At 60.2% G+C, this 16,297-nt stretch carries 12 protein-coding genes; 6 read left to right on the top strand and 6 right to left on the bottom strand.

The window, feature by feature from the left end:
• Positions 1 to 123: 123 nt before the first annotated feature.
• Positions 124 to 1,419, top strand: a complete 1,296-nt coding sequence (locus CKW30_RS07180) for a hypothetical protein (RefSeq protein WP_095180416.1) — start codon at positions 124 to 126, stop codon at positions 1,417 to 1,419.
• A gap of 45 nt (positions 1,420 to 1,464) precedes the next feature.
• On the opposite strand, the gene CKW30_RS07175 is transcribed toward CKW30_RS07180, so the two are convergent.
• From CKW30_RS07175 to CKW30_RS07155, 4 genes are all read right to left on the bottom strand, one after another.
• Complete coding sequence (locus CKW30_RS07175; protein WP_095180415.1) at positions 1,465 to 2,331, bottom strand: HlyD family secretion protein; 867 nt, start codon at positions 2,329 to 2,331, stop codon at positions 1,465 to 1,467.
• Positions 2,332 to 2,341: 10 nt separating this feature from the next.
• On the bottom strand, positions 2,342 to 2,542 hold the full coding sequence (locus CKW30_RS07170) for a DUF1656 domain-containing protein (protein WP_016771611.1): 201 nt from the start codon (positions 2,540 to 2,542) through the stop codon (positions 2,342 to 2,344).
• On the bottom strand, positions 2,532 to 4,721 hold the full coding sequence (locus CKW30_RS07165) for an FUSC family protein (protein WP_095180414.1): 2,190 nt from the start codon (positions 4,719 to 4,721) through the stop codon (positions 2,532 to 2,534). Before CKW30_RS07165 ends, CKW30_RS07170 begins: the two co-directional genes overlap by 11 nt.
• Before the next feature lie 139 nt (positions 4,722 to 4,860).
• Positions 4,861 to 6,360, bottom strand: coding sequence for an efflux transporter outer membrane subunit (locus CKW30_RS07155; protein WP_095180413.1), 1,500 nt, complete (start codon positions 6,358 to 6,360; stop codon positions 4,861 to 4,863).
• Positions 6,361 to 6,632: 272 nt separating this feature from the next.
• On the opposite strand from CKW30_RS07155, the gene CKW30_RS07150 reads away from it, so the two are divergent.
• The 4 genes from CKW30_RS07150 to CKW30_RS07135 all read left to right on the top strand — a co-directional run bounded on the left by CKW30_RS07150 (position 6,633) and on the right by CKW30_RS07135 (position 11,281).
• On the top strand, positions 6,633 to 7,601 hold the full coding sequence (locus CKW30_RS07150) for a LysR family transcriptional regulator (RefSeq protein WP_024011667.1): 969 nt from the start codon (positions 6,633 to 6,635) through the stop codon (positions 7,599 to 7,601).
• A 413-nt stretch (positions 7,602 to 8,014) separates the two neighbouring features.
• Positions 8,015 to 8,389, top strand: a complete 375-nt coding sequence (locus CKW30_RS07145; RefSeq protein WP_095180412.1) for a DUF6124 family protein — start codon at positions 8,015 to 8,017, stop codon at positions 8,387 to 8,389.
• 1,267 nt (positions 8,390 to 9,656) lie between these two features.
• Positions 9,657 to 10,631, top strand: coding sequence for a D-glycerate dehydrogenase (locus CKW30_RS07140; RefSeq protein WP_095180411.1), 975 nt, complete (start codon positions 9,657 to 9,659; stop codon positions 10,629 to 10,631).
• Positions 10,632 to 10,771: 140 nt separating this feature from the next.
• On the top strand, positions 10,772 to 11,281 hold the full coding sequence (locus CKW30_RS07135) for a DUF2165 domain-containing protein (RefSeq protein ID WP_073473697.1): 510 nt from the start codon (positions 10,772 to 10,774) through the stop codon (positions 11,279 to 11,281).
• Positions 11,282 to 11,299: 18 nt separating this feature from the next.
• Here CKW30_RS07135 and CKW30_RS07130 read toward each other — a convergent pair whose 3' ends face one another.
• Positions 11,300 to 12,202 (bottom strand): DMT family transporter, encoded by a 903-nt coding sequence (locus tag CKW30_RS07130; protein ID WP_056783026.1) that lies wholly within the window; start codon positions 12,200 to 12,202, stop codon positions 11,300 to 11,302.
• A 140-nt stretch (positions 12,203 to 12,342) separates the two neighbouring features.
• Here CKW30_RS07130 and CKW30_RS07125 point away from each other — a divergent pair, with 140 nt between their 5' ends.
• Complete coding sequence (locus CKW30_RS07125) at positions 12,343 to 13,218, top strand: helix-turn-helix domain-containing protein (RefSeq protein WP_056783023.1); 876 nt, start codon at positions 12,343 to 12,345, stop codon at positions 13,216 to 13,218.
• A gap of 462 nt (positions 13,219 to 13,680) precedes the next feature.
• Here CKW30_RS07125 and CKW30_RS07120 read toward each other — a convergent pair whose 3' ends face one another.
• Entirely contained in the window at positions 13,681 to 16,110 is a 2,430-nt protein-coding gene (locus CKW30_RS07120; RefSeq protein WP_095180410.1) for a TonB-dependent receptor, read from the bottom strand.
• Between the last annotated feature and the right edge of the window lie 187 nt (positions 16,111 to 16,297).

The raw sequence follows: 16,297 nt of genomic DNA, 5'->3' as shown, positions 1-16,297 counted from the left end.
GAGTTGACAGTAGGCGCCCTCTAAGCGAAGGCCTATCGTGAGTTCAAGCCAGGTGAATAGTGTTAAGACAGCGTTAGCGCCCGGCGAGTAAACCGACCTCCCGACAACCGCGCAGGGACGTATATGGCAATCGCAGAGAAGGCCGCGAACATCAGGGCGACAATCGACGCTACATGGGGAAGCGGCCAAGGCAAACTTCAACTTGACGATATATTCCAGGACGACCCGACGAAGTCCCGGCCCCTCACGGGGTCAACGCTGCTGCGCGATAAATCGTTGCTGGTCACCAGTACCTTCGACAAAGGCGTCTTCTTCGTTTCCAAGCTGAACCACTTGGGTGCCGTAGACCTGGCGTTTGGGGTCGCAGGGCGTGTCACGGGTTCGTTCCTGGCCAATGAGCAGGCCTCTGGCGGGCCGATTGCAGAAGGTGCCGATGGGCGGCTGTTCATGGCAGGCAGCACAGCCAATGAGCAATCGAACGAGGTTAGCGCTGCGATTCTCTGCCTTGACAGCAAAGGCAATCGAGTGAGCAGCTTTGGCGAGAATGGCCAAGTCATCATCGATCCCCCAAACACACAACGGCTTACGAAAAAAGGCCCGGCATTCGTCTTCGCGCTACCCGATGGCAGCGTTATTGTCGGCGTTGATTACCACACGCCTGACGTGCTCAGGGCGCACCTTTACAAATTCGATGCGCAAGGCGCACCCGTGAAGGCATTCGGCACAGATGGCCGAGTTGAAATTAATCACGGGATGCCGCATGCATCGACTTCACTCAGCGACGGTTGCGTGCTCGACAATGGACTCTTGTTATTTGCAGGCTACGAAAAATACGAGCCCGACGTGAACACGGACGGTCTCCTCGTGATGTTGAATTCAGACAGTGGCGCGCTCCATGAGAGTTTCGGCCTCTCGGAAAGACCCGGGGTTGTGGTAGTCCGGTACAACTTCATGGGTGCCGAACTCAATACTGTGAGACAGCGAGCCCCTGATAGATTTACGGCATCTGGCTACACCAACATGGGCAGCGGTGTCAGTGAGCGATACGGCATGTTGTTCGCCTTCGATGAAAAAGGTAAGCCCGATTTTGACGTTTTCGGCAGTCCGAATGCCATGCCACTCCCACCAGCTCTCGGCAGCGACAGGCGAGTCAACTGGGCGGACCATGTTCCTTTCGCTGATAACATCGTAGTTTCTGGTGGAGACGAGAAGGGCAATTATATTGCCTGTGTGAAAACCCGGAGCGGTGGCTACAACTCCGATTTTTCAGACGCGGGTGGCGTCATCCATCGCGAGGAGACGACCGACTCGCTCTCCAGGCTTCATTATCAGCAGGCCCCAGGCAAATTGATTGTTGCCCTCAACATCAATCCAGAAAACCCTCTGGGTTGTCTGTATCGCTACAACATTTCCCAGTAGCTGGAAGCATCACCGCGTCGCCCGGTTCAGGGGCGACGCCGTCGATCACTTGTCTGCCAGGTCCTGCTTCACCACTACCGTGCAAGTAATCCCCGCCGCCAGCAACACGCCCTCTGGCACCTCATCAATATGAATCCGCACCGGCACGCGCTGCGCCAGCCGCACCCAGTTGAACGTCGGGTTCACGTCGGCAATCAGTTCGCGGCTTTCCGGGTTGTCGCGGTCGTAGATCCCGCGCGAAATGCTTTCGACATGACCCTTGAGCACTTCGCCGCTCATCAATTGCATGTCGGCTTGGTCACCGACTTTGACGTGCGGCAGTTTGGTTTCTTCGAAAAAGCCGTAAACCCAGAACGAGTTCATGTCGACCACGGCCATCTTCGCTTCGCCGATACGTGCGTAATCGCCGCGATGCACATTGAGGTTGGTCACGTAACCGTCCACCGCCGCACGCACTTCGGTGCGTTTGAGGTTGAGTTCGGCGGCTTCCAGTTGCGCCTGGGCGTGTTGGTAATCAGCCAGTGCGGCGTCGGCGATGTTGCTGGCGTCGTCGCGGTTCTCTTTAGAGATCACCAGATTGTCGAGGTCGGCGCGGCGATGGGCGTTGACCTTGCGCATTTCCCAGGTCGACTTGCGCGAAGCGACCAGTGACTGCGCCTGCTTGACCGCAATGCGGTAGTGCTCGGGGTCGATGCGCATCAGCAGATCGCCCTTTTTCACCAGTTGGTTGTCACGCACCGGCACTTCGACCACTTCGCCGGTGACGTCGGCGGCAACGTTGATGATGTCGGCGCGAACGCGGCCATCGCGGGTCCACGGCGTGTTCATGTAGTGCTCCCACAACGTGCGGCCAATCCACAGCGCCAGGGCCAGCACCAGCAGGGTCGCGAGCAGGCTGAAAAACTTTTTCATCAAGATGTTCTCAACGGTAGACAGTCAGCGCCATGGCACCGAACAGACAGGTAAACAGGCTCAGGCGCAGCAGCGCCGGGTGCCAGAAAAAGCGGTACAGGTCGAACCCCGAGAGGAAGCGGTCAACTGCCCAGGCCAATCCCGCAGCAATGAAAAACATCAGGGTCATGGTCGGCATGTACACGCCGTGGAAGGCGATTTCACGAGGCATGGGGAAGTCCTTCGGGCCTGGCGGGAGCGAATTCGGCCAGGGGTGATTGCGGGTCGAGCAACGAGGTGCGAATAAAGTGCAGATAGCTTTTCACCCGGCGCAACGCGGAGGTATCGAAGTGCGGCGCGAACGGCTCATCGGTGGCGGCGACGCGGCTGATGGCGTGATCGACCGCGACCAGTGCGCGTTCGAGATTGCTTGCGTTCGGCTGCAAGAACAGCCGCACCAACGCACGCCCCATCACGCGGATTGCCTGACGCCACGGCTGCGATTCGGCATACGCCGGGTGCACCGGCAGGATCGCCTGCTCCTTGCGCAATTCGATGATCGCGTGGCCGACTTCCAGCACCACGAACATCCAGCGCAGCAGACTCTTTTGTACCTTCGGTTGCCCCGTCGCGAGGCCATAGGCCTGATGCAGCAGATCGCGGGTGCGGCTCTCGAAACTCGAGGCCAGGCCTTTGAGTTTTCCACTGATCGCATAGACCACTTGCCCGCGCAGATCCTGCTCCAGGCGCTGCCACAGCCAGCGACTGTTCGGCGGCAGAATAATCGCCCCCGCCGCAGCACACACGAGCATGCCCATGACCATGGCGATGTAGTCGTTGATGAAGGTGTAGGGGTTGTAGATCGTGAGATTGTCCGGCACTGAACCGGTGCTGAAAAAAATCAGCAGGCCCAGTCCGACCCCGGCGTATTGCGGCCGCGAGGCGAGGAACGAACCGAGCACGATCACCGGCGCGAGCATCACGCAGAGCAAGGGAAAACCGTCGATCCACGGGAAGATGAAAAACATCTCGACGAAGCCGATCAGTGCGCCGAGAAAAGTCCCGCAGGCCATCTGAAAAGCCATGCGTTTCGGGTTCGGTGTAGCCGCAGACAAACCGACAGTGGCGGCGGCGATCAGGGTCATGGTCGCCCCGCTCGGCCACGCGGTGGCGACCCAGTAACTGCCCAGCACAAGCAGAATGAACGAGGCGCGGATCCCCGAAGCGGCCGCCGCCCACCAGTTGGTTTGCGGGGTGAACGGCTCGTCCCAGCGTTCGCGTTCGTGACGATGCTCGCCCAGCGACGCGTGGGTCTGCGCATAGCTGTGCAGGTCATCGACGAAGCGGTAGAGCAATTCATAGGCGGTGTGAAAATCCAGTTGTTCGGCTTCGCTCGGAGCAGTGTCCTGAAAGATCCCGCGCAGGGTTCGGACACGTGCCGGCAGACCTTCCTTGTAGGTGGCCAACGCGGTCGCCAAACGTGCCGCATCCGGGCTGGTCAGCGCGCGACCGCTGAAGCCGTCGAGCACTTCGGCGAGGTCCTGCAAGCCCGGTTTGATCGCTGCCACGACGTGCTCTTCGCCACCGTTCAGGCGTTCGAGCAATTGATGCAAGGCGTTGAAGCGCGTGGTGATGCCCATGAACTCGCTGTTCAAACGACTCAGACGACCGTTGCGCCGGCGCATGTGCGGGTCTTCGAACACGGTCACGCTGCGCAGCCCTTCCAGGCCGACGGCTTCAGCAATGAAGCGCACGTTGCTGGCTTCGAACGCCTCTGCTTTGCTGCGCCCGCGCAAGCCGTCGGTGACGAAGAGCGCGAACACACCGAAGCGCTGATACAAGGCATTGCGCATCGCCGCACTGGCGGTCTGCGGCAGAATCGCCGCGCTGATCAGCGTCGAACAGAGAATCCCCAGTGATATCTCCAACACCCGCCACACCGCCGCCATAAAGGCGCCGTCCGGGTGCGCCAGCGCCGGCAGACCGACCATCGCTGCGGTGTAACCGGCAAGGACAAAACCATACGCGCGAAAGTTGCGGCACCGCGCGGCACCGGCCGAGCAGATGCCGACCCAGATCGCCAGCGAGCCGAGAAACAGCTCCGTGTTCTGCGCGAACAAAGCGATCAGCGTGACCATCATCGCCGACCCGGCCAGCGTGCCGAGCAAGCGATAGAAACTCTTGGCGAACACCTGGCCGCTCTGCGGCTGCATGACGATAAACACCGTGATCATCGCCGTACGCGGTTGCGGTAGTTCCAGACGCATCGCCAGCCATAGCGTGAGAAACGCGGCGAGCAACACCTTGAAGATATACACCCAGGTCACGCCATCGCTGCGTGCCCAGTCGAAAAAACCGCGACGCCATTCCAGGGAATGGAGCCAGCGCAGGGGGGCGGGCAAGGAGGTCATCGAAAATACTCAGGCATGCAATGCGGACTCGAAACCTGTGGGAGCGAGCCTGCTCGCGAAAGCGCAGTCTCAGGCAACATGTTCATTGACTGATACGCCCCCTTCGCGAGCAGGCTCGCTCCCACAATGGATGCTGTGTTCAACGCAGGAGCGCCGGGGTTTTCGGGGCCTGGGTCTGCGCGGCTGTCGGCACGTCATCACCGGCACCGAGGCCGCCCCCCAAGGCAGTCACCAGCTCGGCATGCGCACTCAACCGCGCCGCCTGGACCTGCTGCTGCACTTGCTGCTGTTTGAACAGCAAGGTCTGCGCATTGAGCACATTGAGGTAATCGGTGAGGCCGCGTTGATAGGCGATCATCGCGATGTCGTAAGTCTTCTGTGCGGCGGCCACGGATTCGGCAGCGAAGTCCTGCTGCTTGTCCATCGACTCGCGGCGGATCAACTGATCGGAAATGTTCTTCAGCGCGTTGATCAGGGTCTGGTTGTAGTGCGCCACGGCGATGTCATAACCGGCCGCCGCTTCGCCCAATTCACCACGCAGTCGGCCGCCGTCGAAGATCGGCAACGAGATCGCCGGGCCGACGTTGTAGTTGAGTTTCTTGCCGGTCAAAAACTCCAGCGCGCCGCCGCCAGTGGCCATGTAGCCGAGGCTGCCGACCAGATCGACATTGGGGTAAAACCCGGCGTGAGCGACATCGATACCGCGCGCCTGCGCCGCCACTTGCCAACGACTGGCGACCACGTCCGGACGCTGCCCGAGCAGTTCGGCAGGCAATGCCGAGGGCAATTTCAACGGCGCCGCGAGGGACAGCGTCGGCCGCTGCAGTTGCGCAGCAGCGCCCGGCCCTTTGCCGGCCAGCGCAGCAATCTGGTTGCGGCTCAGGGCGATTTCCTCGTCCAGCGCATCGAGTTGGCGATGGGTTTCCGGCAGCGGCGCTTCGGCCTGGCTGACTTCGAAATGCGTGCCGATACCGCCGCTGAGGCGTTTCTGCGCCAGATCGAGAATCTGCTGTTGCTGCTGGAGCGTCGCCGCGACGATGTCGCGCTGGGCGTAATGCAGCGACAACTCGATGTAGGCGCGGACCAGATTGCTCTGCAGTTCCAGCTGCGCCAGTCGCGCCTCGGCCACGCTCACATGGGCCAGATCCACCGCGCGTTCACTGGCATTGCGCTCGCGGCCCCAGAGGTCGAGGGCGTAGCTGAAGCCGAGCGCGGCGTTGTTGTCCCATGTGGTGGTATTGGCCAGTTCGCCGGGGCCGTAGAACTGATCGGTCGGCCAGTTGTGTCGCTTGAGGGTCGACTCGCCATTGATCTGCAACGCCTCGGCCGCTTCGGCAACACCGGCCATGGCCTTGGCCTGACGCACCCGCGCAGCGGCCATGGCCATGCTCGGGCTGCCTTGCACGGCGAGGTCGATCCAGCGATTAAGTTGCGCATCACCAAACGCCTGCCACCATTGGGCGCTAGGCCAGTGGGCGTCTTTGGCGGCCTCGGCAATGGCCGCGTCGGTGGCCAGTGAATCGGCCGCGAGTGCCTCGCCGTGAGGGGCAATGCCGTGGGTAGAGATGCAGCCGCCGAGAGCCAGGGTTAAAGCCAGAACACTGAGCGGCAAAAGCGCTCTGTTGATGCGACGCGGCACAGCTGCGAATTCCTGAGAAAGGGATCAATCGAGGGACTTGTGTAGGAGCTGCCGAAGGCTGCGATCTTTTGATCTTTTTAAAGACAACATCAAAAGATCGCAGCCTTCGGCAGCTCCTACAGGAATCGGCGCAATTCTATGGAGCTGCCTCTGCGGCGATAAGCTGGGATTTCTGTGAATCTTTGTTACGGTTAACGAGATAATCCCTTGGTCGGGGGTCTCAGCCCCTGAAACTTCGTGTCACAATTTGCCATCTCCCTTGAGAGCACCCCATGGACACTTTGCAAAACATGCGCGCCTTCAGTTGTGTTGCCGAAGCGGGCAGCTTCACCGCCGCCGCCGTGCAACTGGACACCACCACCGCCAACGTCTCGCGCGCGGTCTCCAACCTCGAAGCCCATCTGCAAACCCGTCTGCTCAATCGCACAACCCGGCGCATCGCCCTGACCGAAGCCGGCAAGCGCTACCTGCTGCGCTGCGAACAGATCCTCGCCTACGTCGAAGAAGCCGAAGCGGAAGCCAGCGACGCCCACGCGCGCCCGGCCGGCCAGCTGAAAGTGCACACCATGACCGGCATCGGTCAGCACTTCGTCATCGACGCCATCGCCCGCTACCGCAAGACCCACCCCGACGTGACGTTCGACCTGACCCTGGCCAACCGCGTGCCGGACCTGCTCGACGAGGGCTACGACGTGTCCATCGTGCTGGCCAGCGAACTGCCAGACTCGGGCTTCGTTTCGCAGCGCCTGGGCATCACCTACAGCATCGTCTGCGCCTCGCCGGCGTACGTGAAAGCCAACGGCGCCGCACAGAAACCCAGCGACCTGCTCAACCACGCCTGCCTGCGCCTGGTCAGCCCGGTGATCCCCCTGGAGAAATGGGCCTTCGACGGCCCGGACGGCCAGGAAACGGTCACCATCAACAGCTCACCATTCCTGGTGAACTCCGCCGACGCCATGAAAACCGCCATCACCAGCGGCATGGGCGTCGGCGTGCTGCCGGTCTACGCCGCCATCGAAGGCCTGCGCAACGGCACTCTGGTGCGCGTGATGCCGAACTACCGCTCGCAGGAACTCAACCTCTACGCGATCTACCCGTCGCGGCAGTACCTGGATGCCAAGATCAAAACCTGGGTGGAGTACTTGCGTGGGTCGTTGCCGGAGATATTGGCGGCGCATCAGGCGGAATTGGTCGCGTATGAGTTGAGCGGGAGTCTGGCTGGCGCGCGCGTCGCCACCTGACTTTAAACACCGCTGACTTCGTGCATGAGCTGACGAGTGCAACGAGGCTGCGATCTTTTGATCTTGTTGTTTAAAAATCAAAAAATCGCAGCCTACGACAGCTCCTACATCGCGGTGTTTACTGGGAAGTTTCCGACAGGTTTTGCAGGTTGTCCGTCGGAAGAGCGCTGGCTAGGATTTGGCGGTTGCTGACGAATCAGCGACCGGGTCTGGAAAACCCGCAGGATCACAGCGCATGACATAATGCCGCGCTCTTTCAGCGCCGGTATTCAGTTATGGCGGCTGTACGTGGGAGACCTTCGGGTCTGCCGGGTTTGATCCTTTGCCGGTTTTTCCAGTCCGCGTACAGCTGCCACCCCTTTCGCCTGGAAAACGAAAAATGGCAGCTCCATAAATCCAAAAGGATCTTTGCCATGTTCAAACCCACACCCAATCCCCCCGAATCCGCAAGCACCTCCCCCTACCAATCCCCCGACTCGAAAAAACTCCACGACGCCGCCGAGCGTGCGCTGGATCACTACCTCAAACCGTCCGCCAGCGCGCAGCAAAACCACAAACCCAGCACCATGTTCCAGGTCGCCCCGGACCAGGACAACGAAAGCCTGCTGGCCCACGCCTGCGAATCCCTCGCCTCGGCCAGCATCATGAGCAGCGACATCGCCGCCCACGTCGACAGCCCACAGCGACACACCATACTGGCCATCCAGCAGGTGATCATGCTGGCGGAACTGGCGGTGAACCGGGTGCTGGATAACTACGAAATCCATCAGCTCCCGTCACGCAGCTGACCTCCCGGGAGCGAGCCCGACCGCGAGGGCTTCGGCACATTCAACATTCGAGGTGTCAGATAAACCGCTTTCGCGAGCAGGCTCGCTCCCTCAGTTTGAATCGTGTACATCAGCGAGATATGAGTCGGCTGTCAGGCCGCCTTCGCTGGCAAGCCAGCTCCCACAGGGACGGGGTGAATCTGGCAGAGATGGGTTGACAGTGGAGACGCCTTCGCGAGCAGGCTCGCTCCCACAATTCTGGATCGTGTACATCAGCAAGATAGGAGTTGGCTGTCAGGCCGCCTTCGCTGGCAAGCCAGCTCCCACAGGGACGGGGTGAATCTGGCAGAGATGGGTTGGCAGTGGAGACGCCTTCGCGAGCAGGCTCGCTCCCACAATTCTGGATCGTGTACATCAGCGAGATATGAGTCGGCTGTCAGGCCGCCTTCGCTGGCAAGCCAGCTCCCACAGGGACGGGGTGAATCTGGCAGAGATGGGTTGGCAGTGGAGACGCCTTCGCGAGCAGGCTCGCTCCCACATTCTGGATCGTGTACATCAGCGAGATATGAGTCGGCGGTCAGGCCGCCTTCGCTGGCAAGCCAGCTCCCACAGGGACGGGGTGAATCTGGCAGAGATGGGTTGGCAGTGGAGACGCCTTCGCGAGCAGGCTCGCTCCCACAATTCTGGATCGTGTACATCAGCGAGATATGAGTCGGCTGTCAGGCCGCCTTCGCTGGCAAGCCAGCTCCCACAGTTTGAATCGAGTACATCAGCGAGAAACAGGTCGGCTGTCAGGCCGCCATCGCGAGCAGGCTCACTCCCACAAAAGCAAAGGCAAAGCAGCGCAGCTGCCCGCGGCGCAGCCGCCCCACTCAACAATGAGCGCAAGCTCGAGTACTGCTTTTGATCTTGATCCACCGGCGACGTCGGAAGGCTGAGTGGAGGGATTGATCCGGGCGTGGGAGCGCAGCGACCGTACGACGCAGTCGTACACAGCGAGTGTAGGTGCAGCGAAGCAAACCGGAGCCGCTGCGCCCGGATCGATCCCGCAGCGAAGGAACCCGAGCCTGCGAGGGCCGAACGCAGGAGCTAGCGTTTTTTGCTTACTTTTTTAGGCGCTTGTAAAAAAGTAAGTCGCCGTCAGGCGAAACCGCCAGCCGCCGCCCCGAAACCTTCGGATATTCACACCAGACAAACCCAAGGCATGGCCGGCCCAGAGGCCGCCAAGACAACCCGAGCGAGAAAATGTTAGCGTGCTTGCAATCAAGCCCCGACGAGCCCAAGCCCAATGAAAAAAACAGTCCTGGCCTTCAGCCGCATCACCCCGCCCATGATCGAACGCCTGCAAGAAGAATTCGACGTCATCGTCCCCAACCCCAAGACCGGTGACATCAACGCCCAGTTCAACGAAGCCCTGCCCCACGCCCACGGCCTCATCGGCGTCGGCCGCAAACTCGGCCGCGCACAACTGCAAAGCGCAACAAAACTCGAAGTGGTCTCGAGCGTCTCGGTCGGCTACGACAACTACGACCTCGACTACTTCAACGAACGCGGGATCATGCTCACCAACACCCCCGACGTGCTCACCGAAAGCACCGCCGACCTCGCCTTCGCCCTGATCATGAGCAGCGCCCGCCGCGTCGCCGAACTCGACGCCTGGACCAAGGCCGGGCAATGGCAGGCCAGCGTCGGCGCCCCGCTGTTTGGTAGTGATGTGCACGGCAAGACCCTCGGCATCGTCGGCATGGGCAACATCGGCGCCGCTGTCGCCCGGCGCGGGCGCTTCGGCTTCAACATGCCGATCATCTACAGCGGCAACAGCCGCAAGACCGAACTGGAACAGGAGCTCGGCGCGCAGTTCCGCAGCTTGGATGAACTGCTGGCCGAAGCCGATTTTGTCTGCCTGGTAGTGCCGTTGAGCGACAAGACCCGCCACCTGATCAGCCATCGCGAACTGGCGCTGATGAAGCCGAGCGCTATTCTGGTCAACATCTCGCGCGGCCCGGTGGTCGACGAACCGGCACTGATCGAAGCCCTGCAAAACAACCGCATCCGCGGCGCCGGGCTGGACGTCTACGAAAAAGAACCGCTGGCCGAATCGCCGCTGTTCCAGTTGAAAAACGCCGTGACCCTGCCGCACATCGGCTCGGCCACCACCGAGACCCGCGAAGCCATGGCCAACCGCGCCCTGGCCAACCTGCGCAGCGCCCTGCTCGGCGAACGGCCGCAGGATCTGGTCAACCCGCAAGTCTGGCGCGGCTGAAAAAAAGGGCCGGCGCAACATTGCGCCGGCCTTCACCTTACATAACTTGCAACCGAACAAAAACGCCAGACCAAGTAACAGCAATATAAGCTCTCGCAACTTATCAACTTATTGATTAATTGCCATGGAGAGCCAGCCTCGTGAACACCCTGACCACCGACAAACTCATTCGTTACAGCAAAGTCATCTTGATGGCTTATATAAGTTTCTTTGGCCTGCTGGTGATGATCCATAACTTCACTGACTATGAGTCCAACTACACTTACGTTGCACATATCCTGAGCATGGACACCACCAACGCCAGCGAAAACATCATGTATCGGGCCATTGATTCGCCGATGATCCATCACCGGATCTACTGGTTCATCATCACCATGGAAGTCACCTATACCGTGCTTTGCCTGATCGGTACTTACCAGTTGTATCGCTACATCGATGCATCGCCAGCGGCATTTCATGAAGCCAAGAAGTTTTCAATCATGGGCATATTGGTCGCCATCTTCATCTACTACGTATGCCTGCAAACGGTCGGCGTCGAGTGGTTCGACATGGACACTTCGCAATCCTGGAATGCCAAGGACTGGGCGCGACATATTGTCGACTTCATCTTCCCGGTAATGATCTACATCACTTTGAAAGTTGAGCGCTGAGTATCAGCGCTCGCTTTATCAAGCCAACTTCCCTTGACCTGCAGACAACAGCACTTTCGGTTTACGAAACACCAGCACGTTGCCCAACATCACCAACACCAGCCCGACCAGCGCCGGTGCGGTCCATTGATAACCTTCGGCAAACGCCGACACGTTCAGGGCCACCACCGGGAACAGCACCGTGCAGTAAGCCGCCCGCTCCGGGCCCATGCGCCCGACCAGCGTCAGGTACGCGGTGAAGCCGATCACCGAGCCGGGGATCACCAGATACAACAGCGCACCGACATATCGCGGCGACCAGTCCATGGTGAAGGGTATGCCGTTGAACAGACACCACACCGTCAGCATCGCCGCGCCGTAGGCCATGCCCCAGGCGTTGGTGGTCAGCGGTCTGAGGCCGGCCTTCTGTTGCAGGCTCGAAAGCATATTCCCCGCTGAAAAACACAAGGTGCCACACAACGCCAGACCCAGCCCCAGCAGGGTTTGCGGACTGGCCTGATGCCCGGCCAGTTCCGGCCAGAACAACAGCCCCAGACCGAACAGCCCCAGCGCACCGCCCATCAACACATTGCGGGCAATGCGCTGGCCGAAGAACACCCGCGCATTCAGCGCGTTCCACAACGTTGCCGTAGAAAACACCACCGCCACCAGACCACTGGGTATCCACTGGCTGGCCGTCAGAAAGCACATGAAGTTCACACAGAACAGACAGAGCCCTTGAGCCACACAAATCAAATGCCCACGGCGGTTCATCGGTTGCAGACGCCGGCTGAGCAGCAAGAGGGCAAACAACACCAGCGCAGCCAGGCCGAAGCGATAGACAATCGACACCGGAATTTCGACCACGCCCAATTGCCATTTCAAGGCAATCCAGGTGGTGCCCCAGATCAGTACGGTCAGCAAGTACAACGACAGGTTCATGGCCAACACTCCTTAAACAGGCCTTGAGTGTCTGCCTCGGGCAGCCTTCGACGCTTGCAAAATCTTGCGCTTTTGTCTGGCGGCAGGCTGGCAGGGCGGCGTCTACGGAGTAGGATGCAAAGCGTTGGAGAGAACAGAACATGGCCGCTATCGATACCCTGCAAGTCTTTCAAGCCCTCAACCGCTCGCCGAATGCACGCCTTGTGCACAGCGCCGAGCTCGGTGACGGCATGTCTGCGGCTTTGTGGACCAACCACCACGATGCCCAGGAATACGAAGCGCCAAGTCATCACACGCTGTCCTGCTACGTCGCCGGCGGCACCGGCACATTCCGTCGTGGCCAGCCGGGCCGCAAAGGCGGGCCGGACAAGCTGTGCATCCTGCCGGCCGATCACGAATCGGGCTGGGTGATCAATGGCGACATCCGCTTGGCGCACCTGTATTTCAGCGCCGAACAATTCGCCCTCGGTTGCGTCACTTTGCTCGATCGCGAACCGCGCGAGATGCAATTACGCGAGCAGACCTTTCTCGAAGATCCGCAGCAGGCGCAGCGCTTTCGGCAATTGCTGAACCTGAACTGGCAAGAGCCGGCCGAGCGCTTGCTGACCAGCAGCCTCGCCCATGAATTGATCAGCCACACCTTGCTCAGCCAGGTCGGTGCGCGACACGGCTTGCGCTTGAAGGGCGGGCTGGCACCGCATCAGCGCCGACAACTGGTGGAGTTCATCGACAACCAGTTGGCCGAGCCGATCAGCCTCGGGCAACTGGCCGGGCTGTGTGCACTGTCGGAATATCACTTTGCGCGGATGTTTCGCCTGAGCTTCGGCCTGCCGCCGCATCAATATGTGCTGGCGCGGCGCTTGAGCCGGGCGCGGGAATTGTTGCGCGGCACGGCGCTGCCCTTGGGCGAGATTGCACTGGCGTGCGGGTTTGCCAGTGCGAGCCATTTTACCAATCGGTTCAGGCAGGTTTTGGGTGGGACGCCGGGCGAGTATCGGCAGGCGTTTTTGCGTTGAGCCCTTTTCCCCTCACCCCAGCCCTCTCCCAGAGGGAGAGGGGGCCGACCGAGTTGTCTTGCACTGTACGTCGACCTGAAACACCGAATCGATTATGGATTCAAAGCAACACATTCAAGTCGGTGTACCTCTGGAATATCCCACGGTCAGTCCCCTCTCCCTCCGGGAGAGGGGGCTGACCGAGTTGTCTTGCACTGTACGTCGACCTGAAACACCGAATCGATTATGGATTCAAAGCAACACGTTCAAGTCGGTGTACCTCTGGAATATCCCACGGTCAGCCCCCTCTCCCAGAGGGAGAGGGGGCCGACCGCGTTGTCTTGCACTGTACGTCGACCTGAAACACCGAATCGATTATGGATTCAAAGCAACACGTTCAAGTCGGTGTACCTCTGGAATATCCCACGGTCAGTCCCCTCTCCCTCCGGGAGAGGGCTAGGGTGAGGGGCTTTTGATCTTGCCTCAAAACTCCAGCGTGCTGGAAAGCGAAACCTGCCGCGAATCCCCCATCGACACAAAGAAGCGGCTCGCCGACGAGGTGTAATAAGTGCGATCAAACAGGTTCTTCACGTTCAACTGAAACTTGACCTTCTGCCCCTCAACCGTGGTGTCGTAAGTGGCAAACGCATCCGCCACGGTATAGCTCGGCAGGTCAAAATCATTCACCGCGTTGCCGGCACGCTCGCCGACGTACCGCGCGCCCGCCCCGACACGCAACTGATCGCCGCCAAACACATTGCCGAAGTCATACACCGCCGACAGCGAGCCGGAATTCTTCGCTACGTTTTGCAGGCGCTTGCCTTTGTATTCCGGGTCTTCGGTGACTTCGGCATCGGTGTAGGCATAGCTGCCGATGAGGTTCCAGTGCTCGCTGAGTTGCCCACTCAGGTCGACTTCCAACCCACGGGAACGCACCTCGCCAGCGGCGCTGTAGATCGTCGTCGGACCTTCGGAGTTGGCCACCAGTACGTTGCGTTTCTTGATGTCGAACAACGCGATATTGCCGGTGATGCTGCCCGGCATATCCAGTCGCGCACCCAGCTCCCACGACTTGGCTTCTTCCGGCGCGATGCTGCCGTCGAGCACGGTACTGCTGCCGCTCAGCGGGGCGATGGTCGAGTTGGGTTTGAACGATTCAGTGTAACTGCCGTAGAACGATAAGGCGTCGGTGTAGCGATACACAAGACCGGCGCGCGGTACCCACTTCTGGCCATTGCTGTCGGTATTGGCCTTGAACGGCACGCCTTTGCCGGCGTACTGGTCGTACTCCTGAAAACGTCCGCCGGCGACCAGAATCCACTGCTCGTTGAGGTGAATCGAATCCTGCAGGAACAGCGAATCGCTGCGCAGCTTATCGGTCTGCGCACTGTCGGGCGCACTCACCGTAGTGCCCATCACTTCGCGACCATACACCGGGTTGAGATAGCTGAAGGTGGTCAGGCTTTTCTGCCGGATCAGATCTTCGCGGTAGATCTTGCGGTACTCGTCATCGACGCCGAACACCAGATCATGCTGCATGCCCAGCACATTCACTTTGCCTTCGAGGCTGGCGGTGGTGAAACGATCGGTGCTGATCGCGTTTTGCGTGCCGTCCATGCTCCGCGTCAGTGTGCCTTTGTTGGTGTCGATCGCCGTCACGCGCACTTGGCTGGCGTCGTAGGTTTCGCGGTTCCAGCTGTAGCCGAAGTGGGCTTTCCAGTCGTCGTTGAGTTCGTGGTCGGCTTCGAAATGGTAGAGGTCCGAGCGCCCTTCCATGTCGTTGAACGGCTCGTCGAGACGCTGCTTGCGCGAGATATCCAGCGGATGGTTGGTGCGCGGATCGATCAGCGTGCCACGGTCGAAGGGGGTGAGAAACTCGCGGTGCTCGTAGGCGAACAACAGCTTGGTGCGCTCGCCGTACCAGGCCAGCGACGGTGCGATCAGCGTCTCGCGGTGGGTGCCGAAGTTGCGCCAGTAATCTTCGTCTTCGTGATCGACGACCATGCGATAGGCGAAGCCGGAATCGCCCAGCGCACCGGTGCTGTCGAAGGCGCCACCGCTACCGTTCTTGCCGTCACCGTAGCTCGAACCGCGCATGGTCACGGCGTTGTACTGGGTCAGTTCCGGCTTCTTGCTGACCAGATTGACCACGCCACCCGGATCCTGAATCCCGTAGAGCAACGAGGCCGGGCCTTTGAGCACCTCGACGCGATCCACGGTCGCGTTCATGCCACGGCCCTGCACCAGCGGCATGCCGTCGCGCATGATCGAGCCGTTGCGGTTGTCGCCGAAACCGCGAGTCATCACCGAGTCCTGGGTACTGCCCAAGGTGTTGCCCTGGGTGATGCCGCTGACATTGGCCAGCGCGTCATCGAGATTGCGCGGCGCCTGATCGCGAATGACCTGCGCCGGGATGACATTGACCGTCTGTGGAATTTCTTGCAGCGACGCCGATGAGCGCATCACCGAACTGGTTTCCGGCGGCTGATAGCTCATCGATTCGTCGCGCGTGGACGTGATGGTGGTGGCGCCGAGATTGAGCGCCCCTTCGGTCGGCAACGGCTCCAGCGCCAGGGTATGACTGTCGGTGCGGCGAAAGCTCAGGCCGGAATTGCCGAGCAGGCGTTGCAGAGCCTGTTCGGCGCTCATCTGGCCGTTGACTGCCGGAGCATTGAGGCCGTACGGCGCTTCATCGGTGTAGACCACGCTTTGCCCGGTCACGCGGCTGAAGTCGCTCAGGGCTTGCGGCAACGGTTTCGCGGCGAGAGCAAAATTGAATTGCTGTTGCGCCTGATTGCTCACCGCTTCTGCCGCCAGGGCGATACTCATCGGCAGCAATGCCAAAGCGGAAAAACTCAACGCCGACACGCTTAACCACTGTTTGACCGAACCGGATTTTGCCCTGGACTTCATTGCTCAATGACCTGTGTAGAACCGCAACGGATGCGAATGGCTCGCAGTTTCAGTCACTACACGGATGGGGCTCGGGGTTACCTCACCTTTAATTTGAAAATATTTTGCGGGGGATTTGTTGCCTGGGCTGACGCCTTCGCGAGCAGGCTCGCTCCCACCTTTGAAATGCGTACCCTGTGGGAGCGAG

Source organism: Pseudomonas sp. Irchel 3F6 (assembly GCF_900187595.1).
Lineage (GTDB): Bacteria > Pseudomonadota > Gammaproteobacteria > Pseudomonadales > Pseudomonadaceae > Aquipseudomonas > Aquipseudomonas siliginis.
Note: the sequence above shows the minus strand (reverse complement) of the source record. Positions and strands in the feature narration are given on the sequence as shown.

Excerpts from the sequence above, each read along its gene's own strand:
- CKW30_RS07180 (WP_095180416.1), top strand. The coding sequence starts at position 124 with ATGGCAATCGCAGAGAAGGCCGCGAACATCAGGGCGACAATCGACGCT.
- CKW30_RS07175 (WP_095180415.1), bottom strand. The coding sequence starts at position 2,331 with ATGAAAAAGTTTTTCAGCCTGCTCGCGACCCTGCTGGTGCTGGCCCTG.
- CKW30_RS07170 (WP_016771611.1), bottom strand. The coding sequence starts at position 2,542 with ATGCCTCGTGAAATCGCCTTCCACGGCGTGTACATGCCGACCATGACC.
- CKW30_RS07165 (WP_095180414.1), bottom strand. The coding sequence starts at position 4,721 with ATGACCTCCTTGCCCGCCCCCCTGCGCTGGCTCCATTCCCTGGAATGG.
- CKW30_RS07150 (WP_024011667.1), top strand. The coding sequence starts at position 6,633 with ATGGACACTTTGCAAAACATGCGCGCCTTCAGTTGTGTTGCCGAAGCG.
- CKW30_RS07145 (WP_095180412.1), top strand. The coding sequence starts at position 8,015 with ATGTTCAAACCCACACCCAATCCCCCCGAATCCGCAAGCACCTCCCCC.
- CKW30_RS07140 (WP_095180411.1), top strand. The coding sequence starts at position 9,657 with ATGAAAAAAACAGTCCTGGCCTTCAGCCGCATCACCCCGCCCATGATC.
- CKW30_RS07130 (WP_056783026.1), bottom strand. The coding sequence starts at position 12,202 with ATGAACCTGTCGTTGTACTTGCTGACCGTACTGATCTGGGGCACCACC.
- CKW30_RS07125 (WP_056783023.1), top strand. The coding sequence starts at position 12,343 with ATGGCCGCTATCGATACCCTGCAAGTCTTTCAAGCCCTCAACCGCTCG.
- CKW30_RS07120 (WP_095180410.1), bottom strand. The coding sequence starts at position 16,110 with ATGAAGTCCAGGGCAAAATCCGGTTCGGTCAAACAGTGGTTAAGCGTG.